The sequence below is a fragment of the Clostridium thermobutyricum DSM 4928 genome (genome assembly GCF_002050515.1).
GTDB classification, from domain to species: Bacteria; Bacillota; Clostridia; order Clostridiales; family Clostridiaceae; genus Clostridium; species Clostridium thermobutyricum.
The window spans coordinates 1-17,243 of sequence record NZ_LTAY01000015.1 but is presented as its reverse complement, the minus strand read 5'-3'; the positions used below and the strand labels follow the sequence as shown (position 1 = coordinate 17,243).

Below are 17,243 nucleotides of genomic sequence, written 5' to 3'. Positions count from 1 at the left end.
CAGCCTGGATTTATAAGCAACACACATATTTAATCCAACTTACTCTATTCAATTTAAATCTTATTTAAGAAAAATTCTTCTAATTTCTTTGCTTCACTCTTTATATCAAAACCAGCATTTTTTATATCTTCTTTTTTACTTTTTCTATCATCTAGACCTTTATCTTTAATTGATATAATTAAATCTTTCCATTTATCAACTGAATCTTCTTTATCTATATCTAAAAATTCTACTAAATCTGTTATTTTTATTTCATCTGTAATTTTATCTGATAAAATACATCTTATTCCTGATGCTTGAGCTTCAACTGCTGAAACTGGTAATCCTTCAAATAAAGAAGGCATTAAAAATATATCAGAAGCTTGCATTAAATTATTAACATCATTTCTAGTTCCTAAAAACTCTACATAATCATTAATTCCTAATTTTGAAACTTTATCTTTTATTTCATCCTCTAATTCTCCAACTCCAACTAGAAGTAATTTTGCTTCATTAATTTCTTTTCTAACTTCATTGAAAACATCTATTAAGAAGTGATGATTCTTTTGGATATTAAATCTTCCAACATTCATGAGAACAAATTTATCTTTTAAATTCATATCTTCTCTATACTTTTCTCTAATATCTGCATTATAATCAAATTTTTCAATATCTATTGCATTATTTACAACTTTAAATTTGTCACTATTTATTATCTCATCTTCATAAAGCCATTTTGAAGCTAATCTAGAACAAGACCAAAAATGATTCGCATAACTATCTATATTTTTTTTATTTTTTTCATGGAAATATAATTTAAGCTTTCCGTACATATTTCCTGCATTATGGCTGTGTACTATGATTTCTTTTATTCCATATTTTTTAGCTACTTTTAGATAATCTATGTTAGCTAAACTACAAAGATTTACCCATATAGCATCATATTTATTTTCTTTAAATATATTTTCTAAATCTCTCTTAAACTTAAAAGGATTTTTCTTTTTAGAACAAACTTTAAATACTTTTCCTCCTAAAGCTAACACTTCATCTTCATAAGCTGCTTCTTCTGTATTAGATATAAAATGAAGATTAACCTTATTTAAATCAAAGTTTCTATAGTAATTCATAAGAAAGCTTTCAACGCCACCTTTAGTTGCAGTCAATCCATAAACTAATATATTTTTCATAGTAACTCACCTATTCTTCAATTATCTTTTTAAAATTATTATAATAATTATCTATATTATAGATTTTAGCTTTTTCTTCTGCTTTTAAACCCATTTCTAATCTTAAATCTTTATCCTTAACTAAAAGCTCTATCTTTTCTTTTATTTCATCTACTATTTTTTCATTTCTTTCAAGTAAGAACGCACATGTATTATCTGCATACTCTGGAATACCTCCAGATATAGTAGTTATAACTGGTAATCTCATAGCCATAGCTTCTATTATAGTTAATCCTGCTGGCTCATTCCACATAGATGGAAGTATAGCAAAATCACTTGCTGCATACACTTTAGGAATTTCATTATAATCTACATAACCTGTAAATATAACTCTATCTTCCATTCCATCTGTAAGAGCTTTTATATTATTTAAATAATCACTCTTCATATCACTTCCATAAAAATAAGCTCCTATAACAAGAAGTTTTACCTTTTTATTATTAACTTTTTTTATTGCTTGTAAGGTTTCAAATATTCCTTTTTCTTTAGTTAGTCTTCCACTAAAAACAGCTACTATGTCATCTTCAGCAATTTTATATTTTTTTCTTATTTCCTTAATATCATCTTTATAATTATCTTTTGAAAATTTATTTATATCTATACAATTATATAATGATACAAGTTTACTTTCTTCAGCATTACAAGCTTCTTTTATATTCTCACATATAAAATTACTAACTCCCATAATCTTTTTACTATTTCTAGCTATTTCTTCACAGCCATAAAGATTATTAACTTCATTGTGTAAATGGTAATAATATTTACCTTTAAATTTTTCATAATTCTTATCTTTCATAGCCATTAGAAGTGTAGGATGATTTTCTAAAATTACTTTATCATAATCATTTTTATATAATTCTTTTTTTATTTTATTTATGTACTCAAATCTACATAATATATTTCTATATTTCATATTATTTTTTTTCTTAAGTACATTAGTCATTCCAAAATAAATAACTTTATCCATATTACTACAAATAAAGCTTGGTTTAAAATATTTAATTTTTGTATTTTTATATCTCTTAGCTTCTTCTTCAGCTTTTAAATCGTAAATACTATAAACATCAATTTGGAAAGATTTATTCTTTTCATTAACTTCTAATATATTCTGAATTAAATTTTCTACTGCTCCTCCTTTAGTAGCCGGAACAGGTGCTACTCCAGATGTTAATATTGCAATCTTCATAAAAATCCCCTTTAAATAATTTTATCAATTAATTTTTTATGCTCTAAAGCTACTCTTTTTATATCAAATTTTTCTTTAACTCTTTTATAAGAATTTTCAACAATATTATCTTTAAATTCTTTATCGTTATATATTTTCATTATTGAATTTGTCATTTGTTCAACATTGTCTACTTCAACTAATATTCCACAATTATCATCTATCAAATTTGGTATAGCATCTATTCTACTAGCTACAATAGGCTTTTTAGATACCATATATTCAGCTACTGCTAGCCCAAATCCTTCCCATCTTGAAAACAATGTTGCTAAATCAAATAAATTAATATATTCTAAAGAATTTTTAATCCATCCAGTTATTAAAACTTTATCCTCTAAGTTTTTTCTTTTAATCAGATCTTCTATTTCTTTTCTTTCATCACCATCTCCAACAATAATAAAAAAAGCTTTAGGTATCTGTTTAACTATCCTACTAGCTACTTCTATAAAAGTATCTGGTGCTTTTTGATCACTTATTCTTCCTACCATTCCTATTACATAAGCATCATCATCAATATTAAAATCTTTTCTTTTTAAATTGAAATCATATTTTTCACGTTCATACTTATCAATATCTATTCCATTGAAAATTAATTCAATTTTCTCTTCTTTGCATATTTTATTTCTTAAGGCTGATTCTTTTTCGAATTCTGAAATAACAATAATTTTAGTAGTAAATAAAGCTAATATTTTTTCTATATACTTATATATATTCTTTTTTAAATTTCCACATCTCATATTAAAGGCCCAACCATGAGGATTATATAATATTGTTTTTACTAAACCAATATTGGCAATTCTACCTATAGCTCCCCCTTTACTACTATGTGCATATATTAAATCAGGCTTATATTCTTTTATAGCTTTTCTTACTTCCTTTATAGATTTTAAATCTTTAGAGAAACTTAATTCCCTAACCATTGAAATACGTTTATATTTTATGTTTAAAGAATTTAAAAATTCTTCTGAATAATCATATGAGCAAACTAAAATATGCTCATAATCTCCCTCTATATTTTTCAATAGCATTTCTATGTATCTTTCAACGCCCCCTGCTGACTGTACAATATGCATAATTTTTTTCATCTATTTCACCTCTAATGTGCGTTTTTATCACCAAACAGGACAAAAAATGTTTTAAAAATCAATTTAGTATCTACAGCAACACTTCTATTATTAACATAATATATATCGAGCTTCATCCAATCTTCAAAACCTATTTTATTTCTTCCATTAACTTGCCAATAACAAGTAAGCCCTGGCTTTACCTCAAATCTTTTCATCATCCATGGCTCAAATTCTTTAACTTCTTCTGGTAAGCTTGGTCTTGGTCCTACAAGGCTCATATCGCCTTTTATTACATTTACAAGCTGTGGAAGCTCATCAATACTAGTTTTTCTTATAAATTTTCCAACGCGCGTTATTCTAGGGTCATCTTTCATTTTAAACATCGGCCCTGACATTTCATTTTTATGTTTTAATTTTTTCTTTATTTCTTCAGCATTTACTACCATGCTTCTAAATTTATACATTTTAAAATTTTTTCTGTCTTTACCAACTCTCTCTTGAGAAAATATTAATGGTCCTTGTGATTCAAGCTTTATAGCTATTGCCACTATTAATAATATTGGACTTAAAATAATTAACCCTATTAATGAAAGAAATATATCAGATATTCTTTTGACTACTTCATAACTTTTAGCATGTTGAGTATATACATTAACATCTTCACGTAATTTTTCACTCATTAATTAGTCCTCCCTGTAACTTTTGTGTTTCATATAAATAACAATTAAGTATCTTCCTTTGTCGATTTATTTTATAAATTACATAAATAGAACTAAAGTATTACTTTAGTTCTATAGAATTATAGCACATTTTCTCCGTTATTTTAATATTATCAAAATTCCTCCATTGTTATAGTTTGGCTTAAATCCCTCTAAAACCCTTATTTTAAGCTGTTTAAAAGTTTTTTTTCGATAATTTTAATTATTTTATCTATATATTAAATTTTTCCCATTTAAATTGATATTTAAACAAAATTTTAATCATTTAACAAAGTTATTTATTAAAAGATTGTATTTTAAACATATATTTTATTATTTTTATTTATAATAAATAGAATTCTATAAAAAATTATGCTTTTATACACTTTATATCAAATAAATAATGGTCATAAAATTAAAGATAGTTTATGACCATTATATACTTATTTATTATTTTCTTTTAAACACTTATCTTTTTTAATTGTTAAAATATAACTATATCCTAAAGCTAAGAAATATATCATCATATATCTATACTGAATTTCTGTAACTGCAAATAATATATAAACAAAAATAAATATACTAATTACACATAAATCTTTTTTCTTAATTCCGTATAACATAGCTAATACAAAAGGAATTATATAAAGTATTAAGAGAACTATTCCACCTTCTGGCATTACTTTCATTAATGCAGAACTTCCACCAATATTACTTCCTCTTCCAATAAAATTCATTTGTTGTTGGACATATTGATATTGATCAAAACCAACACCCCATATTTTATTTTCTTTCCATACTTTATAACCAACTTTAAAATCATCTTTTCTTACAGCAAAAGATCCATATTTATTATGGGCACTATTTTGAATTTTATTGTGTAAGAAATATCCTCCTACTTTTAGTCCAATAAAAGCTACTATTATAAGTAATATTATATTTACTAAAACTATTTTTTTAGATTTTTTTAAATTGTTTATTATTGAAATTAAAATCCTAATTGGGATTGCTACACTCATAACTCCTATAGCTGTTGTTGATAAAGTTGTTAATATAGTAAAAATTAATATTGGCATACTTATAAAAAATATTATCAAATTTTTAAATCCTTTTATTTTTCTAATAAATAGTTCTGTTATTAATGCTATTGATAACGAAAATCCATACATAGGCGCTTCTGTAAAAATTCCAGTATTTCTGGTAAATACTTTTCCACCAATAAGTACGTCTTGTGTTTCATAATATATATTATGATAACTCGGAATTTTTCTTGTAAATCCCCAATGATATGGTATATATTCTGTAGGCTTAAAATATTTAAATATAGTTCCTCCGAAATAAAAAACAAGAGATATTATTGCTAGTATTACTACAATATTAGATATTTTTAATAATAACCTATATCTATCCTCTTTATTTATACATATTAAAGAATATATAACAAACCCAAGTAATATGGCCATAAAATCTATTATAAATGTTCCTTTGCTTCTACCATTTATCATTATAAATATAGCATTATAACTACTTATAATAATAAGTAAAATTCCTAGAATAAATAACCTACCTTTATTCTTTTTGATATGTTTTACTGATAGAATTATAATCAAATATAAAATTATTATTGTATATATCCAAAGATACTGACTGCAATATGAAAAATTCCAAACAGTATTAGCATTTACTATTATGCAAAATGCTAATAAATATTCTAAGATGCTAATTACTTTTTCCTTAATATACATTTTGCCTCCATAATCATAGATATTCCTATTCCTAATGCTAGTCCCCATATAGCAAAAATAAGAACATTTAACCTTTTATCTAATGTAACTTCTTCTTTATTAATTGAAAGATTTTTCTCTAACTTTACAAATTTATTAGGCATAAAACTTTCATTAATTTTAATTATTGAATCTCCAATACTTTCAACAACTTTTATTCCATTTGATTCATTTTGAGCCATATATTCTATATTAATTTGTCTACCATATACGTATGGATTTATTGTTAATTTTTTTGAATCATAAGGAATGTTTTTATTATTTAAAGCTTCATATATTAAATTTTCCTTTTTATATTCAGTATCATATGAATTTACTATGTTTTCGTATCTTTTACTTATAATATTCCAATCATATTTAGTATTCAAATCAAATTTTAAGTTTAAATTTATACAATACTTTTCTTTTGATAATACAAAATTTAAAAATATTGATATTAAAGAAAATAATAAAATACTAACTATTATTATCAAAATTTTTTTAAAATTAAAATATCTATTATATTTTATTTCAACATTGCGTATCACAAGTTTTCTCCCTTCTTTGATAAACAAATAGCCTTAAAGATTTAAACATAAATAGTATTTACATCTTTAAGGCATTATCAAATCTCTATTATTCCAATATTATATCACAAATCTTGTCCACTATTTTTAAATCCAAGTCAGCATAAAGTGGTAATGTTAATACTCTATCTGATATATATTCTGCAATTGGAGTTTCTTCACATTTAAATCTTTCTTTGTAACATTTATGACTATTAGTTAATGGATAAAAATATTTACGTGCTATTATATTATGTTCTTTTAATTTTTCAAAAACTTCATCCCTACTTAACTTATATCCATCAAAAATAACTGGGAAATATGCATAATTAGTTTCAATATTAGATGGAATCTTATTTAACTTAATTCCTTTAACATTCTTTAACCTATAATTATATTTTTCAACAACTTTTCTTCTTTTTTCTATTTCAACATTTAAATGTCTTAAATTACAAATACCCATAGCTGCTTGAAATTCATTCATTTTTGCATTCCCACCAATATACTCAACAGTTTCTGGTCCTGTTATTCCGAAGTTTTTTATATCATTTAGTGTTTTTTCTAATTTACTATTCTTATAACATACAGCTCCACCTTCTATTGTATTAAATACTTTAGTAGCATGAAAGCTAAACATAGATGCATCTCCAAAATTTGCAACACTTTTACCATTAATCTTAACACCAAAAGCATGTGCCGCATCATATATTACTTTTAAATTATATTTTTTAGCAATATTATCTATCTCTTTTACATTACATATATTCCCATATACATGAACTGGAACTATCGCACATGTTTTGTCAGTTATTAATTTTTCAATTTTGCTCACATCAATTGTATAATCTTCTTTATTTATATCACAGAATACTGGTGTCAATCCATTTCTAACAATTGCATGTGTAGTTGATGCAAAAGTAAATGGCGTAGTAATAACCTCTCCTTTTAAATTAAGACCTGCCAAAATATTTTCTAAAGCTAAATGTCCATTAGTAAATAAAGTTATATTATCAACTTTTAAATATTTTTTTAGCTCATACTCTAATTTTTTATGCTTTTCTCCCATATTAGTTAACCAATGAGTTTCCCATATACTTTTAATTTCATCTATATATTCATATAAATCTGGAATTGAAGATCTAGTAACTAGTATAGTTTCTTCATTTTGTTTCATCTTATTCGCCTCTTAACTCTTTAAATCTATTTATTTCCATTTCTTTTTTGTAATCTTCAAATAATTTTCTGCAATTATAAACAGGTTCATATCCTAACTCTTCTTTTGCATTTGATATATCCATTAAAAATCCACCTCCACAAGGTTTTTCTGGTTTGTATATTATTTCTGATTTTTTATCTATAGGAGAAAATACATCAATAATTGTTTTAATTTGTTCTTCTAACGTTATTGGATTTCCAGTTCCTACATTATACATGCCAGACTTTCTATCAACCTCAATCGCTTTGCATAACATTTGACTAAAATCATATACATGAACCATGTCCTTTGAATATTTAGGATTACCCCATAATTCGATAGGCTTTCCTTTTATTGCATTTTCTATCATAATATATATTGGTCTTTTTTTCTTAACTCCATCAGGATAATAATAGTGATATGAACTATAATTATATATCGTTGGTAATCTAAAAATAAATTTTTTCAAACCAAATTCTTGATGGTAATGCTCTATTAAATCAATAGCTGTATTTTTTGATATAACATAAATCGCATGATCACCTGTATAACTAAATTTTTTATCTAACTCTGGTTTTAAAACCACATTTTCTCCAAAATATTCTGATATATCAAATGTAGTTTGAGTATATAAAATTCTATCAGCTTTTACTTTTCTACAATATTCCAAAACATTAAAAGCTCCTATTATATTTGATTCAAGATATTCTTTTGGATTATAAACATCCATATATGAAGGAATTTTTGCTGCTAATAAGATAATAGCATATATATCGTTTTTAGGTAATTTTTCAAAATCTGATTCTTTAGTTATATCTACTGATATATATTTAATTCCTATTTTATCAAATATAGCTGTTTCCTTTCTTCCGCTTGCAATAATCTCATATTCCTTATTATTAAAATACTCTTTACAATATTTTGTGAAATATGAGCCTATATTTCCACTAGCACCAAATATAATTATCTTTTTCATATAATTCCCTCCTCATTTTATATATCTAATTTTAATAAAATAACTTATGTTAAAATATATTTTTATTTTATTTATGATTATCACAATATGATCAAATATTATTCATTATATTAAACTATATTTATTTAACATAGCTTTTACCTCTTCTTTTGAATTAAACATAATAACATCTAATATAGATAATCCTTCAATATAGCTATCTCCAAATTGCTTATACATAAAATTTTCTGTTTTTAAAAATTTCAGTTTTATATCATTTTTTTTAAAAGTATCGTAATTGTATAGTTCTCTTCCTCCAATAGCATTATAATATTCATTCGCACCTAAAATTTTACATATATTGATAATTTTATCTTCTCCTTTTAATATATTATCCTTTTTTAAATCAGAAGAAATAATTAATTTTGTATTTATATCTAAGTACTCACATATTACTCTAATCGAATTTTCTATATATTTTGCTAAATTTTTTGTCTCAAAATTAATTATAGTTTTTATAATAGGGAAAATTACTTCATAAAAAGGTGCTTTCTTATAAGATAGTTCTATACTCTTTAAAAGCTTATTTCTCCACACATTTTCTTTTGAAATTTCTATCTCATTTATTTTTTTATTTTGACTAGCTCCTTTCATTTGTATGTTAAACAATGTTGCTTGTCCATTCATAAGTATTCTATTTCTATTTATCCATCCTTTTTTTATAAAATTAACATCATCATATATAACATATTTATCAACAGCATTTAACAACTGCCAATATCCTATATATGGCAAAAAATAAGGTTGCATTATTCCAACTTTCATTATCTATTCTCCTTTTTTTATTAATAATGTTAAAATCACTTTAAATTCTTCTAATTTTAAAATTTTACTAAATATTATATATGATATAATCCCTAATAAAACTTGAATTATTAATAATAGAAAATTGCTATCCATATTTAAAAATATAGGAATACAAGCTATAATTCCCATTAAAATAGTAACTATAAATATTTTTGATATATCTTTTAATTGTTGAAATGTTGAATATCCAATTATACTTTTTGAATAATAAGAGTTAATAAAAAAGCATATTACTGAATTCAAAACCATAATCCATATAAGATTATCAATTCTAAATTTTAATATAATCGCAATTATTATTAATGATACAGATACTCCTTTTTTTATTATTTCTAATCTCAAAAATAAATCTGATCTTCCTTTAACTTGTAAAATATTCAAATTCAAAGCATGTAATGGATATAGCATTCCTGCAATACATAATATTTGAAAATAAACTATACTATTAACCCAATTTTCACCAAATAAAATTGTTATTAATGGTTTGGCTATAATCAATAATCCAAACATAAAAGGAAACGTAACATAAACTGCACTTCTTATCATTTTCCTATAAGCTATACGCAACCTTTCCTCTTCAGATTGAATATTACTCAATACTGGATATGTAACTTTTTGCACAGCTAATGAAATTGAATTAGATGCTACATCTCTGAGTTTTTGTGCGTTTGTATAATATCCTAAATCAGTTGAAGAGTATATTTTCCCTATAATTACATAATATAAGTTATTATAAGTTGTATCTATTAACCCTGAAACTAATAATTTCCATCCAAAACCGAATAGCTTTTTAAAAGATTTTATACTAAATACAAAAGATGGCCACCATCTATTAAAAAAACAAAGCATTATGGCTTGTACTCCCTGTAAAATTATTGTTCTAAATACTAAACTCCAAATTCCAAATCCTAAGTATGCTAATATAATTGCACCTATTCCTGAAGTAATTGAAGAAATCATATTTATTACCATTTGTAATTTAAATTCAAGTTCTCTAGTCATCTTAGTTTTCTGAATTAATCCAAAAGAATTTATTATAAGAGTAATTGCTAACACTCTCAAGACACTAATTAATTGTGGCTCTGAAAAAAAACTACCTATACTCGGTGATGAAAAATATAAAATAATATATAATATAATAGATGTCCCTAAATTAAAATAAAATACTGTAGAATAATCTTCTTGTGTAACCTCATCTTCTCTAATTAACGCATTTGAAAATCCGCTGTCAACTATTGAATTAGATACAGCTATAAAAATAGTAATCATTCCTATAAGTCCAAACTCTTCTGGTAATAATAATCTTGCTAAAACAATTTGAATTATAAATTGCAGACCTTGGTTTATAACTAAATCAGAGAAAGTCCAAATCAACCCACTAAAAGTTTTTTTTCTTAATTCATTTTTTTCTTTCATTTATTACTCCAATTTATTGTATTTTGAATTTAATTTTATTAATTATTGAAATAGGAAAGTATAATATAATATCTTTTTTATTGCAATCTTTCCATATTCTATAAATAACTTTTTTATCCTCTAAATCTTTTGTTTTCAAATAATATATTATTGAATTAATGAAATGTTGACATTTTAATTTACTCAAATTAATTCTTATTTGCATTATTTTTAGAATATATTCTTCTAATTTTTTATAATATAAATACCATTCATAACATCTATTTTGATTTATAATTTTACTACTATAGCTTCCTTTCTCATCAATAACAAATCTATATACACTCATTACTTTATGTTCTATATTAATTCTTCCAGATAAAGCTAATATTAATATTGTCGTTCTATCTCCTACTAATCTGCTTGCTTTATATATCTGATTGTAATCATATTTTGAATTTAAATATATATTTCTATGCATTATAGTATTTATATGTGCTGGAATCATATCTTTTTTATAATGTCTTAATGTATATTCATTTTCTTTAAAATTAAAAACTTTATCTGCATTTTTATATTGATTACTTATTTTTCCATATTTATCAACTATATTACACCAATGCCCTGTAGCTATATAATCGGGGTTATTTTCAAGAAACTCAACTTGTTCTTCTATCTTTTTTTTATCTATCCAATAGTCATCTCCTTCACAAAAAGCTATATATTTTCCTCTTGCTGCATTTCTAACTATTTGTGATGTCATGATACCTTTTGAATATTGATTTTCAGTTTGATATATTCCCTTTATTATATCTGGATATTTTTCTTCATATTTTTTTATTATTTTAGCTGTATTATCTAATGAAGCATCATCATGTATTATTATTTCATATTTATATTTACATTCTTGCATTAAAAAGCTCTGTATAGCTTTTTCTATATATTTCTCATGATTATATGTAATACATCCTATTGTTACCATTATTTGTGATTCCATATTTGCTCCACTCCTAAATTAAATAATATTACTTATTATTTAAAATCTTAATTATTTTACTATTATCTCCCCATATTTCTGGAGAATCATATATCCTAGATGGATATACTCCATACTTAAGTTTTATTTTAAAATTATTTTTCTTTATAAATTCTTCAACTTTATCTTTTAATTTAACAGGATTTCCAGAACAACAATTTATTATTCCAGTTATTTCATTTTGTATAGAGCTCATAACAATTTGATTAGTTAACTCTTCAATTGATATAAAATCATATTTGTTTTCTCCTGTTGTAAAAGGAAAATATTTTTCTCCTTTACTTTCCATTAAAGCTATTTTGGAAAAAATAGAGTTTCCTCTTAAATCATCTCCTATAATATAGTAAGCTCTTAGCCATTGAAAAATAAATTCATTTCTTCTTTCCAAGTTTTGTAACAACTGTCTTAAAGTATTTTTAGCAATACCATATTTTGATAATGGGTTAGTAGGGGTATTTTCGTCTATTTTACCTTCATAATATCCAACTTCGTGCATAGTCCCCATTACAACTAAATGTTTTAATCCATTTTCAATCATATTTTTCAAAAATATATAATGCTTTGATAAATCTACTATATGATTTTCAGACTCATGAACAAATCCATCTCTCCATGCTAAATGTATACATATATCTGGTGCTCCAACTAATTTATAAATATCCTTTTTCTCTGAAAAAATAGGTTCATATACTTTTATAGCTTTTTCATTAATTCCATTAAAATTTAAATCACTCGCATATACTGTATATCCCATATCAACCAATTTATTAACTACATGTTTTCCTAAATATCCATTAGCCCCTGTAACTAATATTTTCATTAATTATCACATCCTTTCAAATATACATTTTTGAATAATACTTTTGATAATCTCCAGATGTTACATTTTCCATCCACTCTTTATTATCTAAATACCATTTTATAGTTTTCTTTATTCCAACTTCAAAAGTTGTTTCAGGATACCATCCAAGTTCTTCTTTTATCTTTGTGGGATCTATTCCATATCTTCTATCATGACCTTTTCTATCTTCTACATATTTAATTAAGTTTTCTGTTACTTCTTTATCTACATTTTCATTTATATATGAAATAACTGTTTTAACTATTTGGATATTTGTTCTTTCATTATGCCCCCCAACATTATAAACTTCTCCAAGTCTACCATTATTGATTACCATATCTATTGCCTTTGCATGGTCTTCAACAAATAACCAATCTCTTATATTTAATCCATCTCCGTAAACTGGTAAATCTTTATGATTTAAGCAATTGTTTATTAATAATGGAATTAATTTTTCTGGAAATTGATAAGGTCCATAATTATTTGAACATCTTGTTATGTTAACTGGCATTTTATAAGTATCTGAATACGCTTTTACCATAAGATCTGAACTAGCTTTACTTGATGAATATGGACTATGTGGATCAAGTGGTGTTGTTTCCATAAAATAACCTGTTTCTCCTAATGAACCATATACTTCATCAGTTGAAACATGTAAGAATTTAACGCCTTCTTTCCATCCTTTTTCAGTTTCCCAAGCTTCTTTTGCACAATTTAAAAGATTTACTGTTCCTAAAACATTTGTTTTTGCAAAAACTTCTGGTTCTCTTATACTTCTATCAACATGTGATTCTGCTGCAAAATGAGCTACATAATCTATTTCATAAGTTTTGAAAAGATTTGAAACTAATTCTTTATCACATATATCTCCTTGAACAAATATATATCTTTCATCATTTTCTATTGATTTTAAATTTTCTAAATTCCCTGCATAAGTTAATTTATCTAAATTTATTATTTTTATATCTTTATATTTCTTAAGCATATATAGAACAAAATTTGATCCTATAAATCCTGCTCCACCTGTAACTAAATAAGTTTTCATTTTCTTTTCTCCTTATATATTTCTATAAAAATAATTATTTAATTAATTTCTAAAAACATAATTCATAATCGTCTATATTTTAACTTTTATAAATATTTTATTTAATAAATACACATAAAAATTAAATATCTAAATCTATAAATCTTTTTTGTTTTTTATCTTTTTCTGAAAGAAAAATTTCTTCTATTCCATCTAAAGGCCAAATTATTTTTAAATCAGGATCATTCCAAATAATCCCATCTTCATATTCAGGTGCATAAAAATCTGTACACTTATAATTAAATATTGCATAATCAGAAATTACTAAAAATCCATGAGCAAATCCTTCAGGTATATAAAATTGTTTTTTATTCTCTGAAGTTAAAAGTACACCTTCCCATTGTCCATATGTTTCTGACTCTTTCCTCAAATCAACCGCTACATCATAAACCTTACCTTCGATTACTCTAACTAATTTACCTTGAGAATGTTGTTTTTGAAAATGAAGCCCTCTTAAAACACCTTTTTTTGATTTTGATTCATTGTCTTGAACAAATTCCATATCAAGTCCAGCCTCATTAAAATCCTTTTTATTATATAATTCCATAAAATAACCTCTATCATCTTCAAAAATTTTTTGCTCTATGATATATAAATCTTTTATTTTTGTTTTTATAAATTTAAAGTTACTCATTTTTTCTCCTTTACATTATAGTTGCCATTGATTCAGCTCTTAATTTTTCAACTTCATCTACTATCTCAATAAGATATTTACCATATCCTGTCTTCATTAGTGGTTTAGCAAGCTCTAGAACTTTTTTTGAATCAATCCACCCTTTTCTATATGCAATTTCCTCTAAACATGCTATATAAGTTCCTTGAGTACTTTGAACTGCCTGTACAAAATTTGATGCTTTAAGCATTGAATCATGAGTTCCTGTATCAAGCCAAGCCATTCCTCTTCCTAAAAGATTTACTCTAAGTTTTTCTTCTTCCATATAAATCCTATTTAAATCTGTTATTTCAAGTTCTCCTCTAATAGATGGTTTAAGAGATTTTGCTTTTTCAATAACAGTATTATCATAAAAATAGAGCCCAGGAATTGCATATTTTGACTTTGGTATTTCTGGTTTTTCTTCTAAAGAAATAACTTTTCCACTTTTATCAAATTCTACTACTCCAAACGATTTCGGATCTTGTACATAATATCCAAATACTATAGCTCCTTCTTTTAACTTTGCAGAATTTAATAAATGACTTGAAAAATTTTGTCCATAAAAAATATTATCTCCAAGTATCATAGCAACACTATCAGAACCAATAAATTTTTCACCAATAATAAATGCTTCTGCTAGCCCATTTGGATTTTCTTGGACAGCATATTCAATTTCAAGACCAAATTCATTTCCATCTTTAAATAATTCTTTAAAATTAACTATATCTCTTGGAGTAGATATAATTAATATTTCTCTAATTCCAGCGAGCATAAGTACTGACATTGGATAATAAATCATTGGTTTATCATATATAGGTGCCATTTGCTTTGACATTGATTTTGTTACAGGATATAGTCTTGTTCCACTTCCTCCAGCTAATACTATACCTTTCATATTTCCATCTCCTTTTATTCAAAAACAATTATATTTTGTTTAAATTTTTATAATACATATTATTCATTTTGTAATCTTTTATTGCTTCTTTTATAATTACATCCACTCCGTCTTTTTTTAATTTATGCTTTAAAATCAATATTTTTCTACTTGTCCAAAAATACATTTTAGGTAATATTCTTTTATTACAAAACTTATTTATAAAATATATCCTATTTCTATTTATGTAATAATTATATAGTTTTGAATTGTTTCCTCCACTAGATGAACTTACCTTATGCCATAATTTAGCACTTGCTTCATACCAAATCTTATATCCTTTATTATTTGCTCTAGCAATAAAATCAGTATCATCAAAATATAAGAAATATTTTTCATCCATAAAACCAATATCTTCAAATACATTTCTATGTATTAATAACGAACAAGTTGGAGAATATTCTACATATTTTGATTTATTGAACCTATCAGTATCATATTCGTCTATACCATAATGCTTAGTAGTTCCTTTTCCCCATAAGATTTCTCCTCCAGCAAACCATATCTTATTTTTTTCATCAAAATAAAACATTTTGCAAGTTACTAAAGTTCTTTCATTTGCTTTATTAAGCATATTTGTTAACATGTATTTATCAACTTCTGTATCATTATTTAATAATAAAATATATTCACAATCTAATTGTATAGCCTTTTTTATTCCTATATTATTTCCTTCTGCAATTCCTTTATTAACAGATTCTCTAATTAGATGTATATCCGAAAAACTTTCTAGCAATTTTTCAACTGATTTATCAGTTGAGGCATTATCTACAACTATTATTTCATAATTTTTATAATCCATACTCTTTATAGATTCTATACATTCATTTTGAAATTTTTCCCCATTATAATTTACAAGAACTATTCCTATTTTAGGTTTCATTTCACACCTCTTTAAAAAAACTTATTTTTATTATATTTCTCATAATTAAATAAATATCCGTATGATATTATCATTAATATAAAATTACTGTATTGTATTGGTTCATTCATCAAAGACATAATTAGCCATAAAATAAATCCAATAGCAAATTCTAAACAAATCTCTTTCTTAAATTTACCAAATAATCTCTTCATAGGTATTACTAATAAAATAAAAGTCCCTATAATTCCTGTTTGATAGAAAATTGAAAATAATCCATTTACACTTCCTTTTCTCGGCAATACGCTATAATTAAAAAATCCACTTCCTATAATAGGAGTTTTTAAAAATTGTTTTGCACAATCAATAAGATCTGTAGTTCTAATACTATAGGACTTATTTCCATAATTTATTCCCGCATTTATTTTTAATATCATAATTTTTAATGCAAAATATATACATATTAAAGTTATTATCGGCATAAAAGTTATTAATAAAAACTTCAATATTTTATTATTTTTCATATCTCTAATCATAGCCAATAATTTTATAAATATAAGAACTATTCCCAATATATATCCTGTTGTTGAGTATGTCAGTATTATGCTGACTATAAGTATAAAAATTATTTTCTTTTTATGCTTTTTTTCCTGAAAAAGATATGAAAGTAATGCTAAATTCAAAAATATTTGATATAATCCTGGTTCCCAAAAAACGCCTTGTATTCTAGTTAATATTCTATTGAACATTATTAATTTAGGTCCTGTAAAAAAAATGTATAAATAACTCTTTTGTAAAGGTATACCACTAAAATTTAATATTTTATAATTAATTGGTATATTTATTACATTTATAATTAAATATAAAATTAGATTAATAATTGCCATATATACTA

17 protein-coding genes are annotated in these 17,243 nt (G+C 24.3%); all 17 read right to left on the bottom strand.

What is annotated here, in order from left to right; all coding sequences use genetic code 11:
* Positions 1 to 53: 53 nt before the first annotated feature.
* Complete coding sequence (locus tag CLTHE_RS01195) at positions 54 to 1,166, bottom strand: glycosyltransferase family 1 protein (RefSeq protein WP_080021622.1); 1,113 nt, start codon at positions 1,164 to 1,166, stop codon at positions 54 to 56.
* A 10-nt stretch (positions 1,167 to 1,176) separates the two neighbouring features.
* The gene (locus CLTHE_RS01190; RefSeq protein WP_080021621.1) at positions 1,177 to 2,391 is read right to left on the bottom strand and encodes a glycosyltransferase family 4 protein; all 1,215 of its coding nucleotides are present in this window, start codon (positions 2,389 to 2,391) and stop codon (positions 1,177 to 1,179) included.
* A gap of 11 nt (positions 2,392 to 2,402) precedes the next feature.
* Positions 2,403 to 3,515, bottom strand: coding sequence for a glycosyltransferase family 4 protein (locus CLTHE_RS01185; protein WP_169840775.1), 1,113 nt, complete (start codon positions 3,513 to 3,515; stop codon positions 2,403 to 2,405).
* Positions 3,516 to 3,526: 11 nt separating this feature from the next.
* The gene (locus CLTHE_RS01180) at positions 3,527 to 4,177 is read right to left on the bottom strand and encodes a sugar transferase (RefSeq protein WP_002596891.1); all 651 of its coding nucleotides are present in this window, start codon (positions 4,175 to 4,177) and stop codon (positions 3,527 to 3,529) included.
* A gap of 461 nt (positions 4,178 to 4,638) precedes the next feature.
* On the bottom strand, positions 4,639 to 5,940 hold the full coding sequence (locus CLTHE_RS01175) for an O-antigen ligase family protein (RefSeq protein ID WP_080021620.1): 1,302 nt from the start codon (positions 5,938 to 5,940) through the stop codon (positions 4,639 to 4,641).
* Entirely contained in the window at positions 5,919 to 6,506 is a 588-nt protein-coding gene (locus CLTHE_RS01170; protein ID WP_080021619.1) for a hypothetical protein, read from the bottom strand. Before CLTHE_RS01170 ends, CLTHE_RS01175 begins: the two co-directional genes overlap by 22 nt.
* Positions 6,507 to 6,594: 88 nt before the next feature.
* Positions 6,595 to 7,698 (bottom strand): DegT/DnrJ/EryC1/StrS family aminotransferase, encoded by a 1,104-nt coding sequence (locus CLTHE_RS01165; RefSeq protein WP_080021618.1) that lies wholly within the window; start codon positions 7,696 to 7,698, stop codon positions 6,595 to 6,597.
* A 1-nt stretch (position 7,699) separates the two neighbouring features.
* Complete coding sequence (locus CLTHE_RS01160; RefSeq protein ID WP_080021617.1) at positions 7,700 to 8,695, bottom strand: NAD-dependent epimerase/dehydratase family protein; 996 nt, start codon at positions 8,693 to 8,695, stop codon at positions 7,700 to 7,702.
* A 105-nt stretch (positions 8,696 to 8,800) separates the two neighbouring features.
* Positions 8,801 to 9,499 carry a WbqC family protein gene (locus tag CLTHE_RS01155; protein WP_080021616.1) on the bottom strand — a complete coding sequence of 233 codons (699 nt, stop codon included), beginning with the start codon at positions 9,497 to 9,499 and terminating at the stop codon, positions 8,801 to 8,803.
* Between the two features lie 3 nt (positions 9,500 to 9,502).
* Positions 9,503 to 10,957 carry a lipopolysaccharide biosynthesis protein gene (locus CLTHE_RS01150; RefSeq protein ID WP_080021615.1) on the bottom strand — a complete coding sequence of 485 codons (1,455 nt, stop codon included), beginning with the start codon at positions 10,955 to 10,957 and terminating at the stop codon, positions 9,503 to 9,505.
* A 13-nt stretch (positions 10,958 to 10,970) separates the two neighbouring features.
* The gene (locus tag CLTHE_RS01145) at positions 10,971 to 11,933 is read right to left on the bottom strand and encodes a glycosyltransferase family 2 protein (protein ID WP_080021614.1); all 963 of its coding nucleotides are present in this window, start codon (positions 11,931 to 11,933) and stop codon (positions 10,971 to 10,973) included.
* Positions 11,934 to 11,961: 28 nt separating this feature from the next.
* Complete coding sequence (locus CLTHE_RS01140) at positions 11,962 to 12,792, bottom strand: NAD-dependent epimerase/dehydratase family protein (RefSeq protein WP_080021613.1); 831 nt, start codon at positions 12,790 to 12,792, stop codon at positions 11,962 to 11,964.
* Positions 12,793 to 12,808: 16 nt separating this feature from the next.
* Positions 12,809 to 13,858, bottom strand: a complete 1,050-nt coding sequence (gene rfbB / locus CLTHE_RS01135) for a dTDP-glucose 4,6-dehydratase (RefSeq protein WP_080021612.1) — start codon at positions 13,856 to 13,858, stop codon at positions 12,809 to 12,811.
* Positions 13,859 to 13,979: 121 nt separating this feature from the next.
* A complete protein-coding gene (rfbC, locus tag CLTHE_RS01130; RefSeq protein WP_080021611.1) occupies positions 13,980 to 14,531 on the bottom strand; it encodes a dTDP-4-dehydrorhamnose 3,5-epimerase in 552 nt (183 codons plus the stop codon).
* 10 nt (positions 14,532 to 14,541) lie between these two features.
* Complete coding sequence (gene rfbA / locus CLTHE_RS01125) at positions 14,542 to 15,447, bottom strand: glucose-1-phosphate thymidylyltransferase RfbA (RefSeq protein WP_080021610.1); 906 nt, start codon at positions 15,445 to 15,447, stop codon at positions 14,542 to 14,544.
* Between the two features lie 28 nt (positions 15,448 to 15,475).
* Positions 15,476 to 16,369: a glycosyltransferase family 2 protein gene (locus tag CLTHE_RS01120; RefSeq protein ID WP_080021609.1), complete on the bottom strand. Its 894-nt coding sequence runs from the start codon at positions 16,367 to 16,369 to the stop codon at positions 15,476 to 15,478.
* An 11-nt stretch (positions 16,370 to 16,380) separates the two neighbouring features.
* The coding region (locus CLTHE_RS01115) for an O-antigen ligase family protein (RefSeq protein WP_207651183.1) at positions 16,381 to 17,243 on the bottom strand (863 nt) is incomplete at its 5' end.